The organism is Streptosporangium sp. NPDC049248 (genome assembly GCF_040678965.1).
Classification (GTDB): Bacteria; Actinomycetota; Actinomycetes; order Streptosporangiales; family Streptosporangiaceae; genus Streptosporangium; species Streptosporangium fukuiense.
The window spans coordinates 70,568-89,998 of sequence record NZ_JBFAQY010000033.1 but is presented as its reverse complement, the minus strand read 5'-3'; the positions used below and the strand labels follow the sequence as shown (position 1 = coordinate 89,998).

Below are 19,431 nucleotides of genomic sequence, written 5' to 3'. Positions count from 1 at the left end.
ATATTTCCTCGTACTGTCGCGCCTCGCACTGTGGCTGTCAATCGTCCTTTTTCACGTGCAATGCCCTTGACGAACACCGGAGCTTTGCCAGAATCTCTATGTCGGACATGTGTCCATTGGACGGACCGACGAAGGAGTTGGGTATCAGTGGAAATCGCCGACGGGCCACTGTCGGGGGTGCTGGTCGCCGACTTCTCCCGAGTGCTGGCCGGGCCGTACGCCACCATGTTGCTGGCCGACCTGGGCGCCCAGGTGGTGAAGGTCGAGGGCCCGGGGGGCGACGAGACACGGTCGTGGACGCCGCCGGTTCGTGGCGACGTGTCGACCTACTACCTGGGCGTCAACCGCGGCAAACGTTCGATCACGCTGGACCTGCGCGACGAGACCGACGCCGGGCTGGCCCGCGAGCTGGCCCGCAGGGCGGACGTGGTGGTGGAGAACTTCAAGCCCGGCGGGCTGGCCAAGTACGGCCTCGACTACGACAGCGTCCGCGCGGCCAACCCGGGCGTGGTCTACGGCTCGATCAGCGGCTTCGGGTCGGGGCAGGGACGCGACGTACCGGGGTACGACCTGATGGTGCAGGCCATCTCCGGCCTGATGAGCCTGACCGGTGACCCGGACGGGCCGCCCTACCGCGCGGGGATCTCGGTGTTCGACGTGATGGCCGGCAACCACGTCGTGATCGGCATCCTCGCGGCGCTGCTCCATCGGGACACGACCGGCCAGGGACAGCACGTCGAGGTGAACCTGCTGTCGTCGGCGCTGACCGGGCTGGTCAACCACAGCTCCGCCTACGTGGCCGGCGGGACGGTGCCCTACCGGATGGGCAACGCGCACCCGAGCGTGTTCCCGTACGAACCGCTGCCGACCGCCGACAACGACCTGATCGTCGCCGCCGCCAACGACGGACAGTTCCGCAGGCTGTGCGAGGTCCTGGGCATCCCGGAGGTGGCCGACGATCCGCGGTTCGCGCACAACGCCGACCGCACCGAACGCCGTGACGAGCTGCGTCCGATCCTGACCGGGCGACTGGCCGAGCGGGGCGCGGTCGAATGGTTCGAGCTGCTGGTGAAGGCCGGTGTGCCCAGCGGTCCGATCAACACCGTCGACGGCGGGTTCGCGATGGCCGAGCGCTTCGGGCTGGATCCGATCGTGGAGGTGGGTGAGGGCGATCGGGCGGTGCCGACGACGCGGCATCCGATCAGGTTCTCGCGCACCCCGGCCGGGTACCGGCTGCCGCCGCCGGAACCGGACGAGCACGGCGTCGAGCTGCGCGAATGGCTCACGGAGGAGGATGACCGTGGCTGAGCGGATCGACCGCCCCGAGTACCCGACCGCGCTCGGCGCCGCCAGCCTCAGGACGATCACTCTGCTCGGCCACGACCTGGCGGCGGATGTCATGGGCGAGGTCGGGTTCGGCGAGCTGGCGTTCTGGCTGGCGACCCAGCGGCGGCCCGGGCGCGGCGAGGTGCGGGTGTTCGAGGCCGTCCTGGCCGCACTGGCCGATCACGGCTTCACCCCGACCGCGATCGTCACCCGCCTGACCTACCTGTCGGCGCCCGACTCGGTGCAGGGCGCGCTCGCGGCGGGCCTGCTGGGCGGCGGGTCGAGGTTCCTGGGGGTCACCGAGGACACCGGCCGCTTCCTGCACGACGTGCTGACCTCGGTGGACGGCGGCCTGCCGGAGGACGACGACGGCTGGGACGCCCTCGCCCTGAAGACCGTCCGGGCGCGACGCGAGGCCAGCAGGTTCGTTCCCGGGCTGGGCCACCACGTCCACAAGGAGGGCGACCCGCGCACCCCCCGGTTGATGGAGATCGCAGGCGAGGAGGGGCTGTTCGGGCCGCACCTGTCGTTGTTCGCCGCGATCGGCCGGACGCATCCGCAGGTGCTGGGCCGGACGCTGCCGCTGAACGGGGCCGGGGTGTGCGGCGCCGCGCTGGCCGACCTGGGCCTGCCACTGGAGCTGCTGCGCGGGTTCGCCCTGCTCGCCAGGACCGCCGGGCTGATCGGGCAACTCGCCGAGGAACTACGCAATCCGGTCGGCAATGACATCTTCCTCTCGGTGGACCTCAACAACCGGCCCGTCGAGCCCGTGCCGTACACATCCGAAGAGCACCTCTGACCTTGCCTGACAGGGAGATCCGATGGCCGAACTGGTCGCGGTGGTCGCGTCCACGCACCACCCGTTCTACTACCGGGCGAGCACCGCGACGGGTGCGGACCGTCCGGAGTTCGCCGACGAGTGGGTACGCAAGGTCGAGGCGTTCCGCGAGACCCTGACCAGGGCGCGCCCCGACGTGCTGGTGATGGTGGGCTCGGACCACTTCCACCAGCTGTGGCTGGACAACATGCCGCAGTTCCTCATCGGCAAGGCGCCGTTCTACGACGCCAACTTCCACAACGAGCAACGCGAGTTCGGGCTGCCGCGCATGCTGCTCAAGGGTCAGGAGGACCTGTCGGCCTACCTGTTGCGCGAGGGCATGGACGCGGGATTCGACCTGGCGTTCTCCAACGAGCTGCGGATCGACCACTCGATCACCTGCCCGATCATCACGCTGCGCCCGCAGAACGACCTGCCGATCGTGCCGGTCTACACCAACATCTTCGCCCCGCCGCTGCCGCGGCCCAAGCGCTTCGTGCAGCTCGGGAAGACGATCCGGGAGCTGGTGGAGTCCTGGCCGCAGGACATGAGGGTCGCGGTCATCGGCACCGGGCACCTGTCGCTGGAACTGGGCGGGCCCCGGCAGTTCGGCCCGCACGGCCCCGACCCGGAGTTCGACCGGCGCGCCGTGGAGTGGATCTCCTCCGGCGACCTTGAGGGCTGCCTGTCGGAGGTGACTCTGGACAGCCTGCACGCCCCGGGCAACGCCACCCACGGCTTCATGGACTTCATGCTGATGATGGGCGTCGCGGGCGAGGGCAAAAAGGCCGACTACGTCGACACCTACGACCTGTTCCACACCATGGAGGCCTACTTCACCTGGTACCCGAACGGAGCCGGCCAGTGAGCAAGTATCTGCTGAACAAGTTCCTCTACACCGTCGACCGCGACCCCGAACTCGTCGAACGCTACCGCGAGGACCCCTCGGGCACCGTGGAGTGGTGGGAGGGAGAGCAGGCCAACCGCATCCTCAACTGCTTCGACGGCGAGTCGAGCACCTGGTTGCGCTTCGACGACATCGAACGCGCCGCGCTCGCCGAGCACGACTATCCGAAGCTGTTCGAGCTCGGGGCGCACCCGTTCCTGACCCTCACCCTCTTCATCGCGATGTTCGAACGCGACTACGACGAGCCGCTCGGTTTCCAGCGTGAGTACGCCGAACGCCTGGCGCACTTCGCGCTTCCCTATCCCGACATCGCCACCTGAGCCCATGCGTGCGACAGAGATCCACGAACCCGGCCGCCCACCGGTGCCGACCACGCGGGACGCGCCCGTGGCCGTCCCGGGCGAAACGCTGATCAAGGTCATGGCCGCCCCCGTCACCCCGCTGGACCTGCTGTGCGCGAGCGGCACGTCCTACTTCGGGAGGCCGCGGACCCCGTACGTGCCGGGTGTGCAGGGGGTCGGGACCGCCGAGGGCGAGCCGGTGTGGTTCGCGACCTCGGCGGGGATGGCACCGGGGGACGGGAGCATGGCCGAGGTCGCCCGCGTGCCGGTGGACGACGTGGTCAGGCTTCCCGCCGGAGTCGATCCGGTGGCGATCGCCGCGCTGGGGTTGTCGGCCGTCGCCGCGCACCTGGCGCTGACCTGGCGCGGTGAACTGGCCGCCGGGGAACAGGTGCTGGTGCTCGGCGCCGGTGGCGTGGTCGGTCAGGCGGCCGTCCAGCTCGCCCGCATCGCCGGTGCCCGCAGGATCGTCGCGGGTGCGCGGTCCGCCACCGCCCGGGACCGGGCCGAGCAGGCCGGCGCCGACGCCGTCGTCGCGCTCGACACCGAAGACGTCGCCGAACTGGCGGCGCGCTTCGCCGCCGTCATCGACGGGCCGGTCGACCTCGTGCTCGACCCGCTGTTCGGCGTACCGGCCGCGGCCGCCGCACACACCCTGCGCCCCGGCGGCAGGCTGGTCAACCTCGGCGGTTCGGCGGGCGAGATCTGTCCGATCGACTCGGCCACCCTCCGTGGCAGATCACTGCGCCTGCTCGGCTACACCAACAACGAGCTGAGCCCGGAGCGGCGCGCCGCCTCGCTCACGCTGATCGCCGAACAGTCCCTGCTCGGCAACCTGTCCGTCGCCCACGAGAGCATGCCGCTGTCAGCCGCCGGGGAGGCGTGGCGGCGCCAGCACGAGGGCACCGCGACCGGCCGGATCGTCCTCATCCCCTGAGTACGGCCGGTCAGGACGCGGTCGTCCGGGTCACCTGAGGCACCGTCTCCAGCCGGGCGAAGTCCGCGCTGATCTCACCGGCGGTCTGGAGCAGCGGCGGCAGGTGCTCCTCCAGCAGCCGCTGCAGAGAGGTCTCCGCGGCGTGGCTGTTGACGTTGATCCCGGCGATCACGCGCCCGGACCCGTCACGCAGCGGCGTGGCGACCGAACGGATGCCGGGTGCGAGCTGTTCGTCGGTGAGCGCCCAGCCGCGTGCGCGGACCTCGCGCAGCTCGGCGTCCAGCTCCTCGCGGCTGAGCCGCCGCCGCGGTTCGATCCCGGAGCGGGACGGCTCGGCCAGCACCTGGTCCACCTCCTCGGGAGACAGTGCGGCCAGACAGACCTTGCCCAGCGAGGTCGCCTGAGCCGGGAACCGGGTACCGATCTGCACGGCCAAGCCCACGATCTTGGGCACCGCGACCCGGGCCACGTAGACGATGTCGGAGCCATCGAGCTGGGCGATCGAACACGACTCGCCGGTACGGGCGACGAGCCTTTCCAGATGCGGACGGGCGACGTCCCACAACCCCATCGAGCGCACGTAGGCCACGCCCAGATCCAGCACCCTCGGGGTCAGCGCGAACCCGCCCTCGCACGAACGCACGTAGCCCAGCTCCTGGAGGGTGAGCAGGATGCGCCGGGTGGTCGGCCGGGCCAGACCGGTCGCCGTGGCCACCTGGGTCAGCGACATCACCGGCCGGTGGGGCTGGAAGGCGGTGACGACCTCCAGCCCCCGAGCCAGTGCCTCGATGAAATCCGGTCCTACGCCTTCCCTCGGCATTCACCGACTCCTCACGCCAGGGTTGGTACAGGGCGGACCCCGCTACGGAGGACCGGCATCCGGACAGGTTGCTCAAGTGTGTGACATATTCGCCGCCCAGTTTATATGTCCACGTGGCGCGGCACGATGGAGGTGTCGCCATGTCGTGTCGCGGCTCCGCTCCGACCGACGGTCGATACGGCGACCCGTCTCCGATCGCTGGGCGGACAAGCAGCCATGCTCCGGCCCGGCCACGAGGCGCTCAGCGGTTCGGGATGTCCTGGCCCACGTTGTCCTTGATGACGAGGTCGCCGGTGAGCAGGTCGGACATCGCGATCGGGCCGCTCACCCGCGACGAGGCGAGCGTCACTTCGGCATGGCCGGCGCGCGGCGCTTTCTCAGCCGTGGGAACGGCGGCGGAACAGCCAGGCGGCGAAGGCGAACGAGCAGGTCAGCAGGCCGACACACCAGGCGAGTGCGATCTGGCCGGTGTCGCCGATCGGGGTCCCGGTCAGCAGCCCCCGGACGGTCTCGATCACCGGGGTGATCGGCTGGTTCTCGCTCACCGCCTGCAGGAACGACGGCATGGTGTCCGTCGGCACGAACGCGCTGCTGAGGTAGGGCAGGAACAGCATGAGGAAGCTCAGCGTGCTGGCCGACTCCACGGACTTCGCGATCACGCCGAGCCCGGCCGCCAGCCAGGACAGCGCGAGCACGTAGAGCAGGAGCAGACCGGCCGCCAGCACCCAGTCGGTGACCGTCGCGTCAGGACGGAAGCCCATCGCGACGGCCGCGCCGATGACGACGGTGGTGGACAGCAGGTTCCGGGCGACGCTGGCGACGACGTGACCGGTGAGGACGGCGGAGCTGCGGATCGGCAACGAGCGCAGTCGGTCGATCATGCCGCTGGTCATGTCGTCCGCGACGGACATCGCGGTGGACGCGGCACCGTAGCCGACGCACAGCAGGAGGGTGCCGGGCACCACGTAGTTGATGTACCGGGTGCCGGTGTCGATGGCCCCGCCGAAGACGTAGACGAACAGCGACATCAACAGCAGCGGCAGGACGATCGACATGACCAGCGTGTCGGCGTTGCGGCGGCTGAGCCGGATGCTACGGCCGATCATGGTCATGGAGTCGCTCACGGCGTTGCGGACGCCGCCGTGCACGGCGATGGTGGTCATGGGCGCGATCCTTTCGAGAGGTCAGACCTGGACCGAGGTCCGACCGGTGGCGGTCAGGGACAGGAAGACGTCGTCCAACGTCGGCCGGTGCGATGACACCCTGGCCACCGGCACGCCCGCGATCCGCAGGTCGTCCAGCACCCGGTGCAGGTGCTCCGCACTGCCGTCGGACGGGACCCCCAGCACGAGCGGGTCGGTGCCGCGCGGCACGTCGAACAGCGCGGCGGCACGGGCCAGGTCGGCCTCCGCCGCGAACCGCAGATCGAGTCGCTCCCCGCCCACCTGGGACTTCAGCGCGTCGGCCGTGCCGGACGCGGCGACCCTGCCGCCGTTGATCAGTACGATCCGGTCGGCCAGCCGGTCCGCCTCCTCCAGGTACTGCGTGGTGAGGACGATCGTCGTCCCCGACGAGACCAGCTCCTTGATGGCGTCCCACATCGTCGTCCGGCTGGACGGGTCGAGGCCGGTGGTCGGCTCGTCCAGGAAGATCACCCTCGGCTGCGAGACCAGGCTCATCGCCAGGTCCAGCCGTCGGCGCATCCCGCCGGAGTAGGTCTTCACCCGCCTTTTCATGGCGTCCACCAGGTCGAACCTCTCCAGGAGGTCCGTGGCACGACGACTGGCGGCGGGTCTGCCCAGGTGCATCAGGCGGCCGATCATGACCAGGTTCTCCCAGCCGGTCTGCTGGTCGTCCAGCGCGACGGACTGACCGGTCAGGCTGATGACGCCGCGCACCTTGGTCGCTTCGCGCACGACGTCGTATCCGGCGACCCGCACGCTGCCGCGGTCGGGCCGCGACAGCGTGGTCAGGATGCGGACGGTGGTGGTCTTCCCCGCGCCATTCGGACCCAGCAGCGCGAAGACCGTGCCCTCCGCGACGTGCAGGTCCACTCCGTCCAGAACCTTGGCGGGCCCAAAGGCCTTGTGCAGGCCGGTCGCCTCGACGATCACTCTCGCTCCTCGGGGGTGACGGTGTTATTGCGTATGAGATACGCCTAAAAGCGTAACTCATACGCATCGGAGCCTGGAAGGGGTGTTCCTAGACTGTTTCCGTGTTCGCGAGGAGAGGGACCGGATGACCGACGAGATCGAACTGCCCGCCGAGATGACCCTGCTCTGGGGGTTGCGCGAGACGGTGCGGCGTGGGCGCAAACCGTCCCTCACGGTCGCCGACATCACCCGGGCCGCGATCGAGGTGGCGGACGCGGAGGGGCTGGCCGCGGTGTCGATGTCCAGAGTCGCCGCCCAGCTCGGCAACGCCACGATGGCGCTGTACCGCTACGTGAAGAGCAAGGACGAGCTTCTCCTGCTGATGTCGGACGCGGTTCCGGACGGGCCACCGGACCTGCCGGACGACGTGGACTGGCGGACCGGGCTGACGCTGTGGGCACGGGGCCTGCTGGAGGTGACACGACAGCACCCGTGGACCGCGCAGATCCCGATCAGCGGGCCACCGCTGGGGCCCAACAGCATCCGCTGGTTCGACTGCGCGTTGCGCGCGTTGGGCGGCACCGACCTCAGCGAGGAGGAGAAGGTCGGCGTCGTGATGGGCCTGCTGACCTTAGTGCACGGCGAACTCCGGCTGAGCATCGACCTGTCCAGGAGTTACGCGAAGAACCCGCAGGCCTTCGGCCGTCAGTACGGCATGGCACTGGCGCGGGTGGTGGACGCGCAGCGGTTTCCCGCACTGAGCAAGGTGATCGCCGCCGGCGTCTTCGAGAACGAGGTCCCCTACGACGAGGAGGTCGAAGGGGAGTTCGAGTTCAGCCTGGGCCTGTACCTGGACGGCGTGGCCGCCTTCATCGAGCGCAGAACCATGGGACAGGGGTAGTGCCAAGCCGCTCGAATCTGTTCTTTCCGTCGGGTCGGCGAATCCGGTTTTCGAAAAGCAGATAACCCGAGGAGGCCGAGCGACGATCGTCTTCCCGTCTAGCCGCTCGGTGGAGAAAAGTCCAGCCTCGACAGGATACGAACCGAGCCGTAGCGTTCGAGTGCGACGACACCACCCCGGCGCGGGAGCGTACATGATTAAAGAAACCATTCCGGTCGACCAGTACGGCATCGATCCCCGAACGACTGTCGCGGCGCAATTCCGTGCCAATAATCCGCATATCACGCCTGGGCAGAACGTTGCGACCTTCCACCTGACGCGTCGGCGCGGCATGGACGACGAGGGCAAGGTCGTCGACTGTTACTCGGCGAACGACTACCCTGACCTGATAATCACGGCGCCCAGCCTCGGTGTGTCGTTCAGGCAGGACGTCGGCATCTACGGTCGGCAGATCACACTCAACACCAGCCACTCGGAGTACCAGCTCTTCGAGCACAACACGGATTTCGCCGCTCTACGGAAAGCGGAAAAATGGCCTCGGAACTATGTCATCGACTGGGTTTTCACAGAACGCCCGGCATGCGGGGCGAGATTCCACAACTGGAAAGTCGTCGCAGGCGGCTGTGAAACGCTTCTCCTGAAGTGCGAAGAGAATCAGAGCTTACGCAGGTGGGATCCCGACAACGGCGGGGAGTGGCCGTTCACCGAACGCGAAGACCTACAGATCAAGGTCTACAGCATGTTCGATCCGCAGACGGCCACCAGTGCCGTCAAGGCAGCCGCCGCCGCGTACAAGAAGACCTTGAAGTGATCGCCGGGGTCCGTGCGAACACGTTCACGCGGACTCGGGTGCCACCGCCCTTGGGCTCCCCCCACACCTGCGGTCGGGGGCCTTCGTTGCAGGAAATCGATTTTTTGTCTGACGAGCGCGCGAGGGACATGCCTTCACCCCTCGCGCGCCCTCTGATCAGCCCCGGATAAAACCGTTCACGACCATCGGCAGCGACGCGTCCAGGCCTCCTATGTTCAGCACACCCGCGTCGTTCGGGTCGCCGATCGTGTGGCCGGCGGCGGTCATCGCGGCGACCACGACACACGCCTGCCGGTTGACGGCCTTGCGGTACGCGGTGAGCGACTGGGAGGCGTGAGAGCGACCCGCCCACGTCTCGCTGTCGGTGAAGACCACGATGCCGTCCACGTTCAACTGCTCCTGCCGTGCCCAATCGAACGGCAGCGCGAGGTTCGTACCGCCACCCGAGGGCCGCCAGGAGGCGATCTCCCGCAGGTTCGTGCGGGGCGTCACCTTCGAGGCGTGGACGGATGTGTCGACGTCGATGACGTGGACGTTGCCCTTCTCGATACGGGCCAGCATGACCGCCATGGCGCACCCCACCTCGTAGGGGGCGCCGAGCGGAGATCCGCCCACCGTGAGGCGTCCGCCCCAGCCGCCGCTCATCGACCCCGAGGAGTCGACTGCCACCAGGAGCCGCTTACCGGACGGCTCAACCGAGCCGAATGCCAACTCATAGGTCTCCTCCAACGCGTCGAGGATCGCCGGGACGGGCTTCCACGTCTGCACCTCGGCGCGCGGGTTCGGCTGGGCGGTGCCGGACGCGTAGACGCGCATGGCCAGCCAGGCGTCCATCGGGTGGATCCGCGCCCTAACGATCGCCTCCCTGTTCGTGAGGCGCGCGACCGCTCGGCCGGTGGCGTCACCCATCGGCTTGAGCGCGCCAAGCCGCGTCATGCGGGCGAGGTTGCGAATCAGCGCGGTCATGCCGACTGTGTCGACCAGCGTCTCCCACACCGCGGGCTCGCGCAGCATCGCGTCCGGAAGGAACTCCCACGACACCCGCAGCTCGCCCACCACACGGATCGCCTCGTCCACGGACGTGACGGCCTTCGCGGTGAGGAACCGGTCCACCGCGGGCAGTACCTCGCGCGCCTGATCGTCGGTGACGTTGCCGGCGATCCACCCGAACAACGCCTTGTGCTGTGCTGTGTCGGCCTTGGGATGGGCGATACGCAGCACGTCCCGCAGTGCGAGCGCCTCACCCTGCGGCGTCTTGCGCTGCATCGCCTTGCACGCCCGGAACGCCACGTTGTCAGGCTCGTCCCGCAGGAACCACGACGCGAGCGCCGTCCGCAGGGCGCGGCCCACGACCAGGCCGGACCCGTTACGGGACGCCTTGCCGCCGAGGTTCTTCAGGTAGCCGACGAACATCGCCAGATGATCCGTGGTCCGCACCACCAACGGCAACGCGGCCTTGACGGCCTGGCGGGTGTCGAGGTCGCCGCGGGCGAACGCGGCGGCGAGAGCGAAGACGGCCGGGCGGGGCTTCGGCGCCCGGGGCGGCCGGGCGGTGGAGATGGCCACGATGAGGTCGACGACGCGCGGCCCGTCCTCGCTGATCGCGGCGAACAGGACGTCGGCGTTGTCCGCGGTCAGCTTGTCCTCGCCCACGTAGTACGTGCCGCCCGTGGTGCCGAGGATCAGGAAGTCCTCCAGCCGGTTCCAGGTGTCCTTGGCGAACACGTAGCCGCCGGCGTTGTTGAGGACCTGGTCGGTGCGGCCGGGGATGCGCTGCGTCTGCGGGGTTGCGATCGTGGAGATCCCCGCGAGCGGATCACGTGCCATGGTGCTCTCCCTCTTGTTCGACCCGCCCGTGAGCGGATATGCGAAAGGGGAGCGGATGTGGTGATGAGCGCCGGGGTTTGACAATCGCTCTACCAGGCTGAGCTACACCGCAGCCAGACCACGGCGACGGGATTCGAACCCGCGACAAATTGTTCCGATAACCGACGTTCTTCGACCCGCTCCCCTGCTCGTCAGCCCTGCCGGTGGTGCGGATATGGGGATTCCGACCGGCGTTTAGGTGTCTTGGGCCGCTAGACGACAGGCCGACGTGGTCGGCCCGACAGGATTCGAACCTGTGTCACCCGCTTGGAAGGCGATAACCGATCGAGATTCGACCCGCACCGCCGACAGGACTGACGAACGATCAGATCGGGTGAAGGCACGGATATGGGGACGCTCACCGGTATTTTTGGTGCTCTGCCGATTGAGCTACACAGGCCGAAACCTGCGGCGGGACTCGAACCCGCAACCGCCCCATTAACAGTGGATAACCGACAAGCTTCGACCCGTGCCAACACCAGACCTGACCAGCCCACTGGGTCAGGAAAAGGCGCGGGCACAGGATAGAAATCGGAGAATCTTTGCAAGAGACAACCGATGTCCTTCCACCCGCACCAACTCCAGGCCCGATGAACTGCATGCGATGTTACCGGGCAGGGCGGTCCATCACATCTGTATTTCCAGCACCACGTGAAATGTCACGCAATCACCCCCAGCGATGACCTGACGCTCCTGAGGCGGCGAGGGGACATCTCTCCAGGAACGTCGTGGATGCCATCGCGTGATACTCAGCCCGTCAAACGATGTCCCAGGGCGTTCAAGCTTTCGCGGTGCAGCTTCTCGACGGTCCATCCGTTCCCACTGCATAACGCCCACCTTTGACATTACGGTGCGCTCATCTCAGCCTGGTTCGCCGAGGGCCCCACCTGCCTGACATGGTCAAACCTGCCGGGCTTCGACGCGGTGGCATGGGCGTTCGGCACCGATCCCGGGAGCCTGATTACAAGGGGGCGGGATAGCCGAAGAAAGCCGGCCTCCCGCTCAGTCAGCGGTCATCCGCTACCCTCGCCCGAGTTGATCGTTTCCGGAGGAGGGGGCCGTGACACAGGAACCCGACTCAGAAGTGCGATCCCCGAGGGCAGCGGTGCTGCGCTGTGGTGCGGTTCTGGCGGTGTCAGGGCCGGTGATCCTGACGAGTTTCGGAGTCGGCAGGCAGGGCGTCGGCTGGTTCTGTTCCGCGACGGGCTCCGACCTGCCGGAGGGGCCTTACGCGCTGGAGAACGTGCCGGGAGAGCTGCTGTTCTGGGCAGTTCTCCTGCTACCGGTCGTCGTGGCGGGTCTCCTCCTGCGCGGGTCACGTCGGGCCACGCTCACGGCGGTCGCCGCGCTCGGCGCCGTACTCGCGTTCGGGCTCCTCATCGCGTTTCTCCTGCCGGGTCCCGACCCGTGCACCGGACAGGAACGGGTGGCCGTGCCGCCCTGGCCCTTGATCGTCTGCTACCCGGTGGCCGCGGGGGCACTGTTCCTGACGGCCCGGTCACCGCTGCCCCGGAGATGGCACGGGATCGTCCTGTGGGCGGCCGCCGTCGGTGCCGCGGCGTGGACGGCGGCATTCCACCGCTTCACGGTCACGTACGACAGGTTCCTCATGGTCGTCTACACCCGCATCGAGGCTCCGGAGTCGTTCTGGGACGACCTCGCCCAGTGGTCCTGCGATGCTGACAGGATCGGCCTGCCGGTCGTCCTCGTCGCGTTGGCGGCAGCGGCTTCCACCCGCTGGGAACGGCCGGCCGGCACCACGGCCGCGGCGGTTCTCCTCCTCTTCCCGCTCCTCGACGTCGTGTCGTACGTCCGCTGGTACGACGACGACTTCCAGACATCTCTCGTCGATTCGGTCCGGTGGCCGCTGCTTCTCGCGGCCGTCCTCGTCGCGTCGACCGCCTGGAGCCCCCGGCAGCGGATCTCCTGGGCCGAAACCACCCGCCTGGCGCGACACATGATCCGCGAACGATCGAAGAACACGATTCCCGGACAGGCGAAGCATCTCGCCATCGCAACCGTGGTCGCGGCCACCACCGTCTGGCTGGTCATCTCGTCCTTCACACCGACCCGGTAGGAACACAACGACACGGATCCCATACGCCCCGGAGCGACATCTACCCCCAGAGCACTTCATTACGAGTCAACGGCGGAGTCCAAATTGGCAGACTCGTGCCCTGGTCGGACAGTGAATGCGGGCCGGTGGCGTGTGATCGCGCGGTTGCGTCCCACAGTCGTGACCGGGCGCTAGTTGCCTTGACGCTGATGACAAGGTTCTAGCGTGACTGCGACAAGCGGGCGGGAAAGGTCGCCGGCGCATGGTGAGGCCACGGTGCCACCGCAGTACCGGCGACTGCCCGTCCATCGCATCGGCTACCGACCGGAGAACATGGGGTCACCCACCTGCCGATCCATATCGGCGGATCGAGCCGGGCGGCCGCACGCCGCGCCGGACGACGCGGCGACGGCTACTTCCCCGGCGGCGCGCTCGATCCGAACGAACGCGCCATCCAGCTGGACCTCGCCCGGTCGACCGCCGTCGAGGCCGGCCGCAACCCGGAAACGCTGGAGTACACGCGATCGGGGCCGATCGACATGACCGTCGATCAGGTGGAGGAATTCGCCGCTCAAGGCGTGACCCGCATCGTCGTGAGTGCCACCGCCACCGAACCAGACCGGCAACGCGAGGAGATGTCCGCGTTCGCCCAGCGGTTCGCCCTCCTCGAACACCTTTCCCCATCCACCTCTGGGCCGACGAGAGCATACTCATTGCTTAGCAATCGATGTTCCGCAAGCAGGGCTTCTCGCCCCAGGCGGCAGGCGGTTGGGTCCGTGGCGACTGGCTGGAAATCCGCGACGACGGCCGCCGCTACCTGACTGATCGTTCACTGAGCTGGCCGGCAGAACGGGGAGACTCCATCTGTGACATCCGTCCTGTCAGCGCTTCCAACCGGGAGATCGAGCGCGGTGCCGGGGTTTCAGGCGTCGCTCCCGCTTCATAGCAGGTGTGCTCGGCACCATCGCTCGCTGGAATGCACCCGTTACCATCTGAGCTGAGCTTCACTTTTCCGCTGAATGCCCCAAAAGCCCAAAACAAGGACGAATGCCTCATGAGACGATGGGCTGCCCCAGCAGTCGCCGTACTGATCGCATCCGTGTCGGCCGTCACGAGTCCCGCCTCCGCGCAGGCAGGCGCTCCTGATCCGGCGCGCGCCCTCAAGCAGCAGTTCCGAAATGAGCATGGCGTTCGGATTTCCGAGACCACCCGCTACTTCTTCGGCAAGAAGTCGACGGTCTCCGGGAATGGAACCCGGATCAGCGGTCGTCTCCAGTTCGCCCCATCGGGTCCAGTGGCTGCGGACTTCACCTGGTGGGACCTTTCCTGGCCGAAAGGCAAGGGGCTCCCGTCCAAGAAGTCGGCCCCCTACCGGGTGATCCGCGTCGGTAAAGACGTGTACGACAGCGCCAACTGGTATCCCGGACCGGTTCCGGACGGCAAGAAGTGGGTCCGGCTCCCGAACGAGCACAGGGGACGCATGAACCGGGACATGGCCCGGGCCGCCAGCCTGCAGCCGATCAACATGTACGACTCGTCCATGATGAAGGCCGTACTGAAGCGCTCAGTGAGCAAGCCCGTCTCCGGCGGTTTCCTCTACCGGGGCACCATGAGCTACCAGGAGCTGAGCAGGGTTTCCAAGAGCACCCTTGCCGCCTGGACCTCGGGGCGGCCCATCAACAAGAAGAGCAAGGGGAAGGTCTCCTGGCAACTCTGGGCCGACCGTGACGGTCTGCCCAAGCGCCTGATCACCACCGACACCGCGGGAGGTGGGAAGGAGCCGCTGGTCAAGCGGAGCGACACGCGCTACACCGACTGGGGATTCCATCTCGTCATCACCGCCCCGTCCGCCGACGAGGTCATCGACGAAGACGACCTGTTGGAGTACGCCCGCATGCAGAACATGCCCATTCCGCCGGACGCCGGGAACACCTAAGGCGCTCCGGCGATCACGAGAACGGCCCGCCGGGATCACCTCGCAGGACCTTTGACCTGCTGTGCGACCGGAGGTACTCGCCTGACACTCCTATGTCAGGCGACTGCTTGACAGGGGCGCGTCCGCAGCAACGCCTGCCCAACCTGCGTGCCGTCCACGACCGTTGTCAGCAATCACACTGGGCCGGTCACCGCTCCGATTCGATGATCTCCATCGCCTGAGGCACGTCAGTGACAGCATGATCCGCGTCATGCCGGTGATCCGGCCACGTCCCCCGGTCGATCCAGACCGTACGGAGGCCGGCCGCCCGTCCCCCTCCGGTGTCGGGCTTACGGATGCCTTCGATCTCCGATAACGCGTAGGCGTCGACGGCCTTGGCCGGTCCCGTCCGCCTGTACCAACGGTGATGCCCGCCGACGGCCAAGGCCGATGTGGGCTTGCCCATGGTTCGCCGACGCTCGGCGGCGGCGAGGTTGTCAAGCCGGCCCAGCCGCTCGACCGCGCGTTCCCTCACCACCTCATCGACGCCTCAGCGGCACCCTGGAACCATAAAGGTTGTCCGAATCACAACCAAACAGTGATCGTTACCTAGGTTCCACACGACAAACGGCGCCTTCTCCATCTCGCCGGGTCAGGTAAGAAGCTTCGTCTTCGCGGTCGGCAACCAGGGGTCGTGCCGGGTGCGAATGCAGGACATCACCAACGGCGGGTACTACTACAGCCCTTACGTGGTTCCCTGAAAACCAGTGAACAACGCCCCGCCGATAGATTGTCAGACCAAGGAGCCGTCGGATTTCACCTCCTTTCAAGGATGGTGATAACGGCTTGTTCGCAAGCTCCGGCGGCTCCTGTCCCACCGCAGGACCACGGCCTGTTCTCACACCCGCGTCTCGATGACGTCCGGACTGTACGGCCCCTGACCACCCCGACCCGGTTCGCCGCTCCTGCCCGTCGGGCGTGACGTTCTCTCAGCCGTGGGTACGGTGGATCCGGAGTCGACACACCTCAAAACGATCAGCCCGTTCCGGAACGCGTGACCAGCACGGCCGCCGAGACCGCCCAACCCACCGAGAACAGCGAGTCGGCCCGGGCCCAGGTGGCTGCACCGCCGGGTGGACCCTCGTCGACGGCGGCACCGTCGACCCGCGCTGGTCAGTGGGGCAAGACAGGAGGATGCCAGATGACCAGCCATAACTCCCTTGCGGATAGCGAAGTCTGGGATCCCTTCGGCACGTTGCACCGCGCATTGTGGATAGGCGGTGGCCAATGGGCCGGAAAGTCGACCGTGGCCCGGCTCTTGGCCGTCCAGTACCGCATCACCGTCTATCACTACGACTACCACGACGCCCGCGGTCACAACGATCGCCGGATCGCCCGTCGCGTCGACCTCGGCGAGCCCGCCACCGAGCCCGACCCGGACAAGATGTGGGTCCACACCACCCCGGAAGAGATGGCCGCCGCGACCCTGGCCGGTTTCCCGGACCGGTTCGAGTGGGCCTTGGACGACCTGCGCGCGCTCGTCTCAGGCCACCCGATCATCGCCGAAGGCTGGGGACTCCGCCCCGAACTCGTCGCACCCGTCATCGACTCACCGCGCCGGATGGTCGTCATGGTGCCCACGCCGGAGTTCCGCCAACACCAGCTCCAAGAACTACCGCGCGCCGCCTCGCTCGGGCACCGCGTCAGCGATCCGGCCCGCGCACAGGCCAACCGCCTCACCCGGGATCGCCTCGTCGCGGAGGACGCCGTCCGCACCGCCCACCAGCTCGGCATCCGCGTGATCGAAGTCGACGGTTCCCGCGACGCCGCTGCGATCGCGGGGATCGTCGCCGACCATTTCAGCCCCTACCTCCCACAGGGCCCCGGCGTTCCCGGGTTCTGATGCGGTATGGCGACGTTGAGTGTTTGGCCAGGTGGCAGCGGCAAGGCTTCCCCCAGGGCCTGGGACCGCCAGGTGGTGTCCGGCGTGAAGGTGGCGCGAACCTGATCTGCTGCTCTTGCACGGAACGTGAGAAAGCGTGCCTCGACACGTCCGCATGCCGACTTCGGCTCTACTTCGCACTTCATGGCACCGACCCGAGCGCCGGGCCGTGAAACCCCGATGACCTGGAGAGGAGCTTGGGAGATCGGAGGTTATTTCTTAATCCGTAGGGCGCGGATCTAGCAGAGCATGTCAGCCGACAGCACCTGGCCGGCGGCGCGGTCCACGCGCCCTCTCCCTGTCGGCTCAGTCCTGGCGGCTCACGATGGCCGGGCGGATTCGGTTTCGGCGGATCCTGCCCGGCCATCGCGTCTGCCCGGACCCGTCAGGTGGCCTCGAAGTCGGCTCGGTGGTCGGCGGCCCACTCTGCCAGAGGGCGGCCCGGCCGCCCGGTCACTACCGTAACGGGACGTGGGACGTCGGGGACGGTGAGGGTGTCGTGCCAGTAGTCGAGCAGCATCTTCATCACGGGTTCGGGGATGAACTGTGCGGTCTCGGTGCGGAACTCCTCGGGTGTGATCTCCACTAGCGGGATTTCCAGTCCTAGGGTCTCACCGATGATCGCCACCTGCTCGGAGCGGGTCAGGGCTTTCGGGCCGGTGAGCGGGATCGCCTCACCCAGATGATTGTCGGAGAGCAGGGTCTCGGCGGCGGCCTCGGCGACGTCGTACTCGTGGATCGGGGCCTGTGCCGATGCGAGGTATGGCGCCCGGATCGGTGCGCCGGAGCGGATCTGCCAGGCCCAGGAGAGCAGGTTGTTGGCGAAGGTGCCGGGCCGCAGGATCGTCCAGGCATCGGTGCGGTCGGTCACGGCGGCCTCGACCGCGGTGTGGTGGAGCTGGCTCGCCGAGCCATGGTCACGCTGGAACTCCTTCGCGGCGGCGAGGGAGGACAGCACGGTGAAGCGGTGGACGCCGTGGGCGGTCGCCGCGGTGACGAACGCGTCGACGCCCTGGGCGGGGAAGACGAAGGCGCGATCGACACCGTCGAACACCTCCGGCCCGAGCGTGGCGGCGTCGGCCAGGTCGCCGGCGACGACCTCGACCCTGGCCGGCAGGTCCGCGTCATCGGGCTTGCGGGTCAGCGCACGTACAGCGGCGCCGCGGGCGAGCAGGGTCGTGACGAGGTGACGACCAACAGCGCCGGTCGCGCCGGTAACAAGGATGGTCAAGATGGCTCACATTAGGGAAAATGGTGCCGGTCCGTCCGGCTTGGAGCCCAACCTATGAGGGGTTTAGGACATTTTCTGTCCCTATTTCTCCTAGCATTGGCGAGTATGCCGGAACAGACCACAATTGAGCGGGCGCTACGCCTGCTGGAGCTGCTGCAGGCCCGCCGGTCCTGGAGCGGCGGCGAACTCGCCGACCGCCTCGGCGTCGACGGCCGCACACTCCGGCGGGACGTGGAACGGCTACGGGGCCTCGGCTATCACATCGAGGCACGTCGCGGCCCCGACGGCGGCTACCGGCTGTCCACGGGCAGCGACCTGCCGCCACTGGTGTTCACCCCGGACGAGGCGCTCGCCGTGGCCGCCGCCCTCGCCTCCTCGGCCGCCAACGGCGCTGCCGGCGGGGGCGAGGTCGCGCTCACCGCCCTGGCCAAAATGGAGCAGGTGATGCCCCCGGCGGTGCGCCGACGGGTGCGGGCGCTGCGCTCCTCGGTCGCCCTCGGCGACACACCGAATGCAGTAGCCGGCGCGTATCCGGCTCCGATGAACGCCGACGTGCTGGCAGTCCTAGCGCTGGCGTGCCGGGACGCGGAACGGGTCCAACTGCGCGTGATGAGCACCGAGGGCGCCGACACCGCACGAGAGTCCTCGCGCCACGTCGAGCCTGCCGCCCTGGTGCCCAGGCAGACTCGGTGGTTCCTCGTGTGCCGCGAGCTCGACCGCGGCTGGCGGGTGTTGCGCGTCGATCGGATCACGCGGGCATCGGCGACGGGCGTGCGCTTCAAGCCGCAGGAGGTCCCCGGAGGCGACCCGGTCGCGTTCGTCACCAGCCAGCTCGGTGCCCCGCCTCGGAAACATACGGCGACGATCCTAGTCCACGCCCCGATCGAACAGGTACAGGCGTACATGGGTGGCTTCGCCACGGACTTCGCCCCGACGACAACCGCCACCGGTCAAGCAGCGACATACTGGCGCATCGCCGACGTACGTCTGGAGGTCCTCGCCAGCGGGCTGCTCTGGGTGCGATGGCCCTTCGAGGTGATCGACTCTCCCGGGCTCGCCGCCCTGCTGCGGGACCGAGCCGCAGCCTTCGCCTTCGCCGCCGACCCGCGCTGAAGCCGACTCACCAGGCCGTCACGACTAAGGGGCTTCGGGCGGGCAAAGGGACACGCATTCGGAGTGGAGGGCCTGCGAGGGCCGCTCAACCTACTTTCTGGATGTGGGCCCGCTCTAAGGCGGCGGATGTTCCCTCGGGGTCGTGCTCGTCGTCGGGGGCCGTCGGCGCCGACGATTCGGGCCGTGGTCTTCCGCCGGTCCTCGTCGAGCAGTTCTCGCATGGCCACCCGCTTCGAGGGGGAAAGCGCGGCGCCCCGATGGTCTTCGGTCATCACGGTCCCTCACCTTCCTGACCAGGTTACTCGTCGCCTTTCTACCGGTTCGGGTGACCGGTGGTGGAGCACTTGTTCACAGG

At 67.9% G+C, this 19,431-nt stretch carries 19 protein-coding genes; 13 read left to right on the top strand and 6 right to left on the bottom strand.

Translation table 11 applies throughout. The features are described 5' to 3' along the window. Positions 1-147: 147 nt before the first annotated feature. Genes AB0K21_RS38275 through AB0K21_RS38255 form a run of 5 tightly spaced genes read left to right on the top strand, consistent with a single transcriptional unit; the run spans position 148 to position 4,328 of the window. Positions 148-1,308, top strand: coding sequence for a CaiB/BaiF CoA-transferase family protein (locus AB0K21_RS38275; RefSeq protein ID WP_364157104.1), 1,161 nt, complete (start codon positions 148-150; stop codon positions 1,306-1,308). Further along, on the top strand, positions 1,301-2,125 hold the full coding sequence (locus AB0K21_RS38270; RefSeq protein ID WP_364157101.1) for a citryl-CoA lyase: 825 nt from the start codon (positions 1,301-1,303) through the stop codon (positions 2,123-2,125). The genes AB0K21_RS38275 and AB0K21_RS38270 overlap by 8 nt, the downstream gene beginning before the upstream one ends. Before the next feature lie 22 nt (positions 2,126-2,147). After that, complete coding sequence (locus tag AB0K21_RS38265; RefSeq protein ID WP_343961297.1) at positions 2,148-3,011, top strand: extradiol ring-cleavage dioxygenase; 864 nt, start codon at positions 2,148-2,150, stop codon at positions 3,009-3,011. Beyond that, positions 3,008-3,370 (top strand): hypothetical protein, encoded by a 363-nt coding sequence (locus AB0K21_RS38260; RefSeq protein WP_343961295.1) that lies wholly within the window; start codon positions 3,008-3,010, stop codon positions 3,368-3,370. Before AB0K21_RS38265 ends, AB0K21_RS38260 begins: the two co-directional genes overlap by 4 nt. Before the next feature lie 4 nt (positions 3,371-3,374). Continuing rightward, positions 3,375-4,328 carry a zinc-binding alcohol dehydrogenase family protein gene (locus AB0K21_RS38255; RefSeq protein ID WP_364157097.1) on the top strand — a complete coding sequence of 318 codons (954 nt, stop codon included), beginning with the start codon at positions 3,375-3,377 and terminating at the stop codon, positions 4,326-4,328. Between the two features lie 10 nt (positions 4,329-4,338). On the opposite strand, the gene AB0K21_RS38250 is transcribed toward AB0K21_RS38255, so the two are convergent. The 3 genes from AB0K21_RS38250 to AB0K21_RS38240 all read right to left on the bottom strand — a co-directional run bounded on the left by AB0K21_RS38250 (position 4,339) and on the right by AB0K21_RS38240 (position 7,262). After that, positions 4,339-5,148: an IclR family transcriptional regulator C-terminal domain-containing protein gene (locus AB0K21_RS38250; protein ID WP_364157094.1), complete on the bottom strand. Its 810-nt coding sequence runs from the start codon at positions 5,146-5,148 to the stop codon at positions 4,339-4,341. A gap of 377 nt (positions 5,149-5,525) precedes the next feature. Continuing rightward, positions 5,526-6,311 (bottom strand): ABC transporter permease, encoded by a 786-nt coding sequence (locus AB0K21_RS38245; protein WP_343961289.1) that lies wholly within the window; start codon positions 6,309-6,311, stop codon positions 5,526-5,528. 21 nt (positions 6,312-6,332) lie between these two features. Continuing rightward, positions 6,333-7,262 carry an ATP-binding cassette domain-containing protein gene (locus tag AB0K21_RS38240; protein ID WP_343961287.1) on the bottom strand — a complete coding sequence of 310 codons (930 nt, stop codon included), beginning with the start codon at positions 7,260-7,262 and terminating at the stop codon, positions 6,333-6,335. 124 nt (positions 7,263-7,386) lie between these two features. Here AB0K21_RS38240 and AB0K21_RS38235 point away from each other — a divergent pair, with 124 nt between their 5' ends. Both AB0K21_RS38235 and AB0K21_RS38230 read left to right on the top strand, forming a co-directional pair. Continuing rightward, complete coding sequence (locus AB0K21_RS38235) at positions 7,387-8,142, top strand: TetR/AcrR family transcriptional regulator (RefSeq protein ID WP_364157089.1); 756 nt, start codon at positions 7,387-7,389, stop codon at positions 8,140-8,142. 193 nt (positions 8,143-8,335) lie between these two features. After that, a complete protein-coding gene (locus AB0K21_RS38230; RefSeq protein WP_364157086.1) occupies positions 8,336-8,953 on the top strand; it encodes a hypothetical protein in 618 nt (205 codons plus the stop codon). Between the two features lie 156 nt (positions 8,954-9,109). On the opposite strand, the gene AB0K21_RS38225 is transcribed toward AB0K21_RS38230, so the two are convergent. Then, entirely contained in the window at positions 9,110-10,780 is a 1,671-nt protein-coding gene (locus AB0K21_RS38225) for a TROVE domain-containing protein (protein ID WP_364157084.1), read from the bottom strand. 1,099 nt (positions 10,781-11,879) lie between these two features. On the opposite strand from AB0K21_RS38225, the gene AB0K21_RS38220 reads away from it, so the two are divergent. From AB0K21_RS38220 to AB0K21_RS38205, 4 genes are all read left to right on the top strand, one after another. Next, positions 11,880-12,896 carry a hypothetical protein gene (locus AB0K21_RS38220; RefSeq protein ID WP_364157081.1) on the top strand — a complete coding sequence of 339 codons (1,017 nt, stop codon included), beginning with the start codon at positions 11,880-11,882 and terminating at the stop codon, positions 12,894-12,896. A 326-nt stretch (positions 12,897-13,222) separates the two neighbouring features. Continuing rightward, positions 13,223-13,696: an LLM class flavin-dependent oxidoreductase gene (locus tag AB0K21_RS38215; RefSeq protein WP_364157184.1), complete on the top strand. Its 474-nt coding sequence runs from the start codon at positions 13,223-13,225 to the stop codon at positions 13,694-13,696. Next, on the top strand, positions 13,603-13,821 hold the full coding sequence (locus AB0K21_RS38210) for a hypothetical protein (protein WP_343961239.1): 219 nt from the start codon (positions 13,603-13,605) through the stop codon (positions 13,819-13,821). Before AB0K21_RS38215 ends, AB0K21_RS38210 begins: the two co-directional genes overlap by 94 nt. 348 nt (positions 13,822-14,169) lie before the next feature. Further along, positions 14,170-14,811, top strand: a complete 642-nt coding sequence (locus AB0K21_RS38205) for a hypothetical protein (protein ID WP_364157078.1) — start codon at positions 14,170-14,172, stop codon at positions 14,809-14,811. 187 nt (positions 14,812-14,998) lie between these two features. On the opposite strand, the gene AB0K21_RS38200 is transcribed toward AB0K21_RS38205, so the two are convergent. Then, positions 14,999-15,325, bottom strand: a complete 327-nt coding sequence (locus tag AB0K21_RS38200) for a hypothetical protein (protein ID WP_364157075.1) — start codon at positions 15,323-15,325, stop codon at positions 14,999-15,001. Between the two features lie 771 nt (positions 15,326-16,096). Here AB0K21_RS38200 and AB0K21_RS38195 point away from each other — a divergent pair. Continuing rightward, on the top strand, positions 16,097-16,693 hold the full coding sequence (locus tag AB0K21_RS38195) for a hypothetical protein (RefSeq protein ID WP_364157072.1): 597 nt from the start codon (positions 16,097-16,099) through the stop codon (positions 16,691-16,693). Positions 16,694-17,117: 424 nt separating this feature from the next. Here the strand turns inward: AB0K21_RS38195 and AB0K21_RS38190 are convergent, their stop codons facing one another. After that, on the bottom strand, positions 17,118-17,963 hold the full coding sequence (locus AB0K21_RS38190) for an NAD(P)H-binding protein (protein ID WP_343961233.1): 846 nt from the start codon (positions 17,961-17,963) through the stop codon (positions 17,118-17,120). A gap of 105 nt (positions 17,964-18,068) precedes the next feature. Between AB0K21_RS38190 and AB0K21_RS38185 the strand changes: the two genes are divergently transcribed. Continuing rightward, positions 18,069-19,076, top strand: coding sequence for a WYL domain-containing protein (locus AB0K21_RS38185; protein WP_343961231.1), 1,008 nt, complete (start codon positions 18,069-18,071; stop codon positions 19,074-19,076). The last annotated feature ends 355 nt before the right edge of the window (positions 19,077-19,431 follow it).

Excerpts from the sequence above, each read along its gene's own strand:
- AB0K21_RS38265 (WP_343961297.1), top strand. The coding sequence starts at position 2,148 with ATGGCCGAACTGGTCGCGGTGGTCGCGTCCACGCACCACCCGTTCTAC.
- AB0K21_RS38255 (WP_364157097.1), top strand. The coding sequence starts at position 3,375 with ATGCGTGCGACAGAGATCCACGAACCCGGCCGCCCACCGGTGCCGACC.
- AB0K21_RS38250 (WP_364157094.1), bottom strand. The coding sequence starts at position 5,148 with ATGCCGAGGGAAGGCGTAGGACCGGATTTCATCGAGGCACTGGCTCGG.
- AB0K21_RS38245 (WP_343961289.1), bottom strand. The coding sequence starts at position 6,311 with ATGACCACCATCGCCGTGCACGGCGGCGTCCGCAACGCCGTGAGCGAC.
- AB0K21_RS38235 (WP_364157089.1), top strand. The coding sequence starts at position 7,387 with ATGACCGACGAGATCGAACTGCCCGCCGAGATGACCCTGCTCTGGGGG.
- AB0K21_RS38230 (WP_364157086.1), top strand. The coding sequence starts at position 8,336 with ATGATTAAAGAAACCATTCCGGTCGACCAGTACGGCATCGATCCCCGA.
- AB0K21_RS38225 (WP_364157084.1), bottom strand. The coding sequence starts at position 10,780 with ATGGCACGTGATCCGCTCGCGGGGATCTCCACGATCGCAACCCCGCAG.
- AB0K21_RS38210 (WP_343961239.1), top strand. The coding sequence starts at position 13,603 with ATGTTCCGCAAGCAGGGCTTCTCGCCCCAGGCGGCAGGCGGTTGGGTC.
- AB0K21_RS38185 (WP_343961231.1), top strand. The coding sequence starts at position 18,069 with ATGCCGGAACAGACCACAATTGAGCGGGCGCTACGCCTGCTGGAGCTG.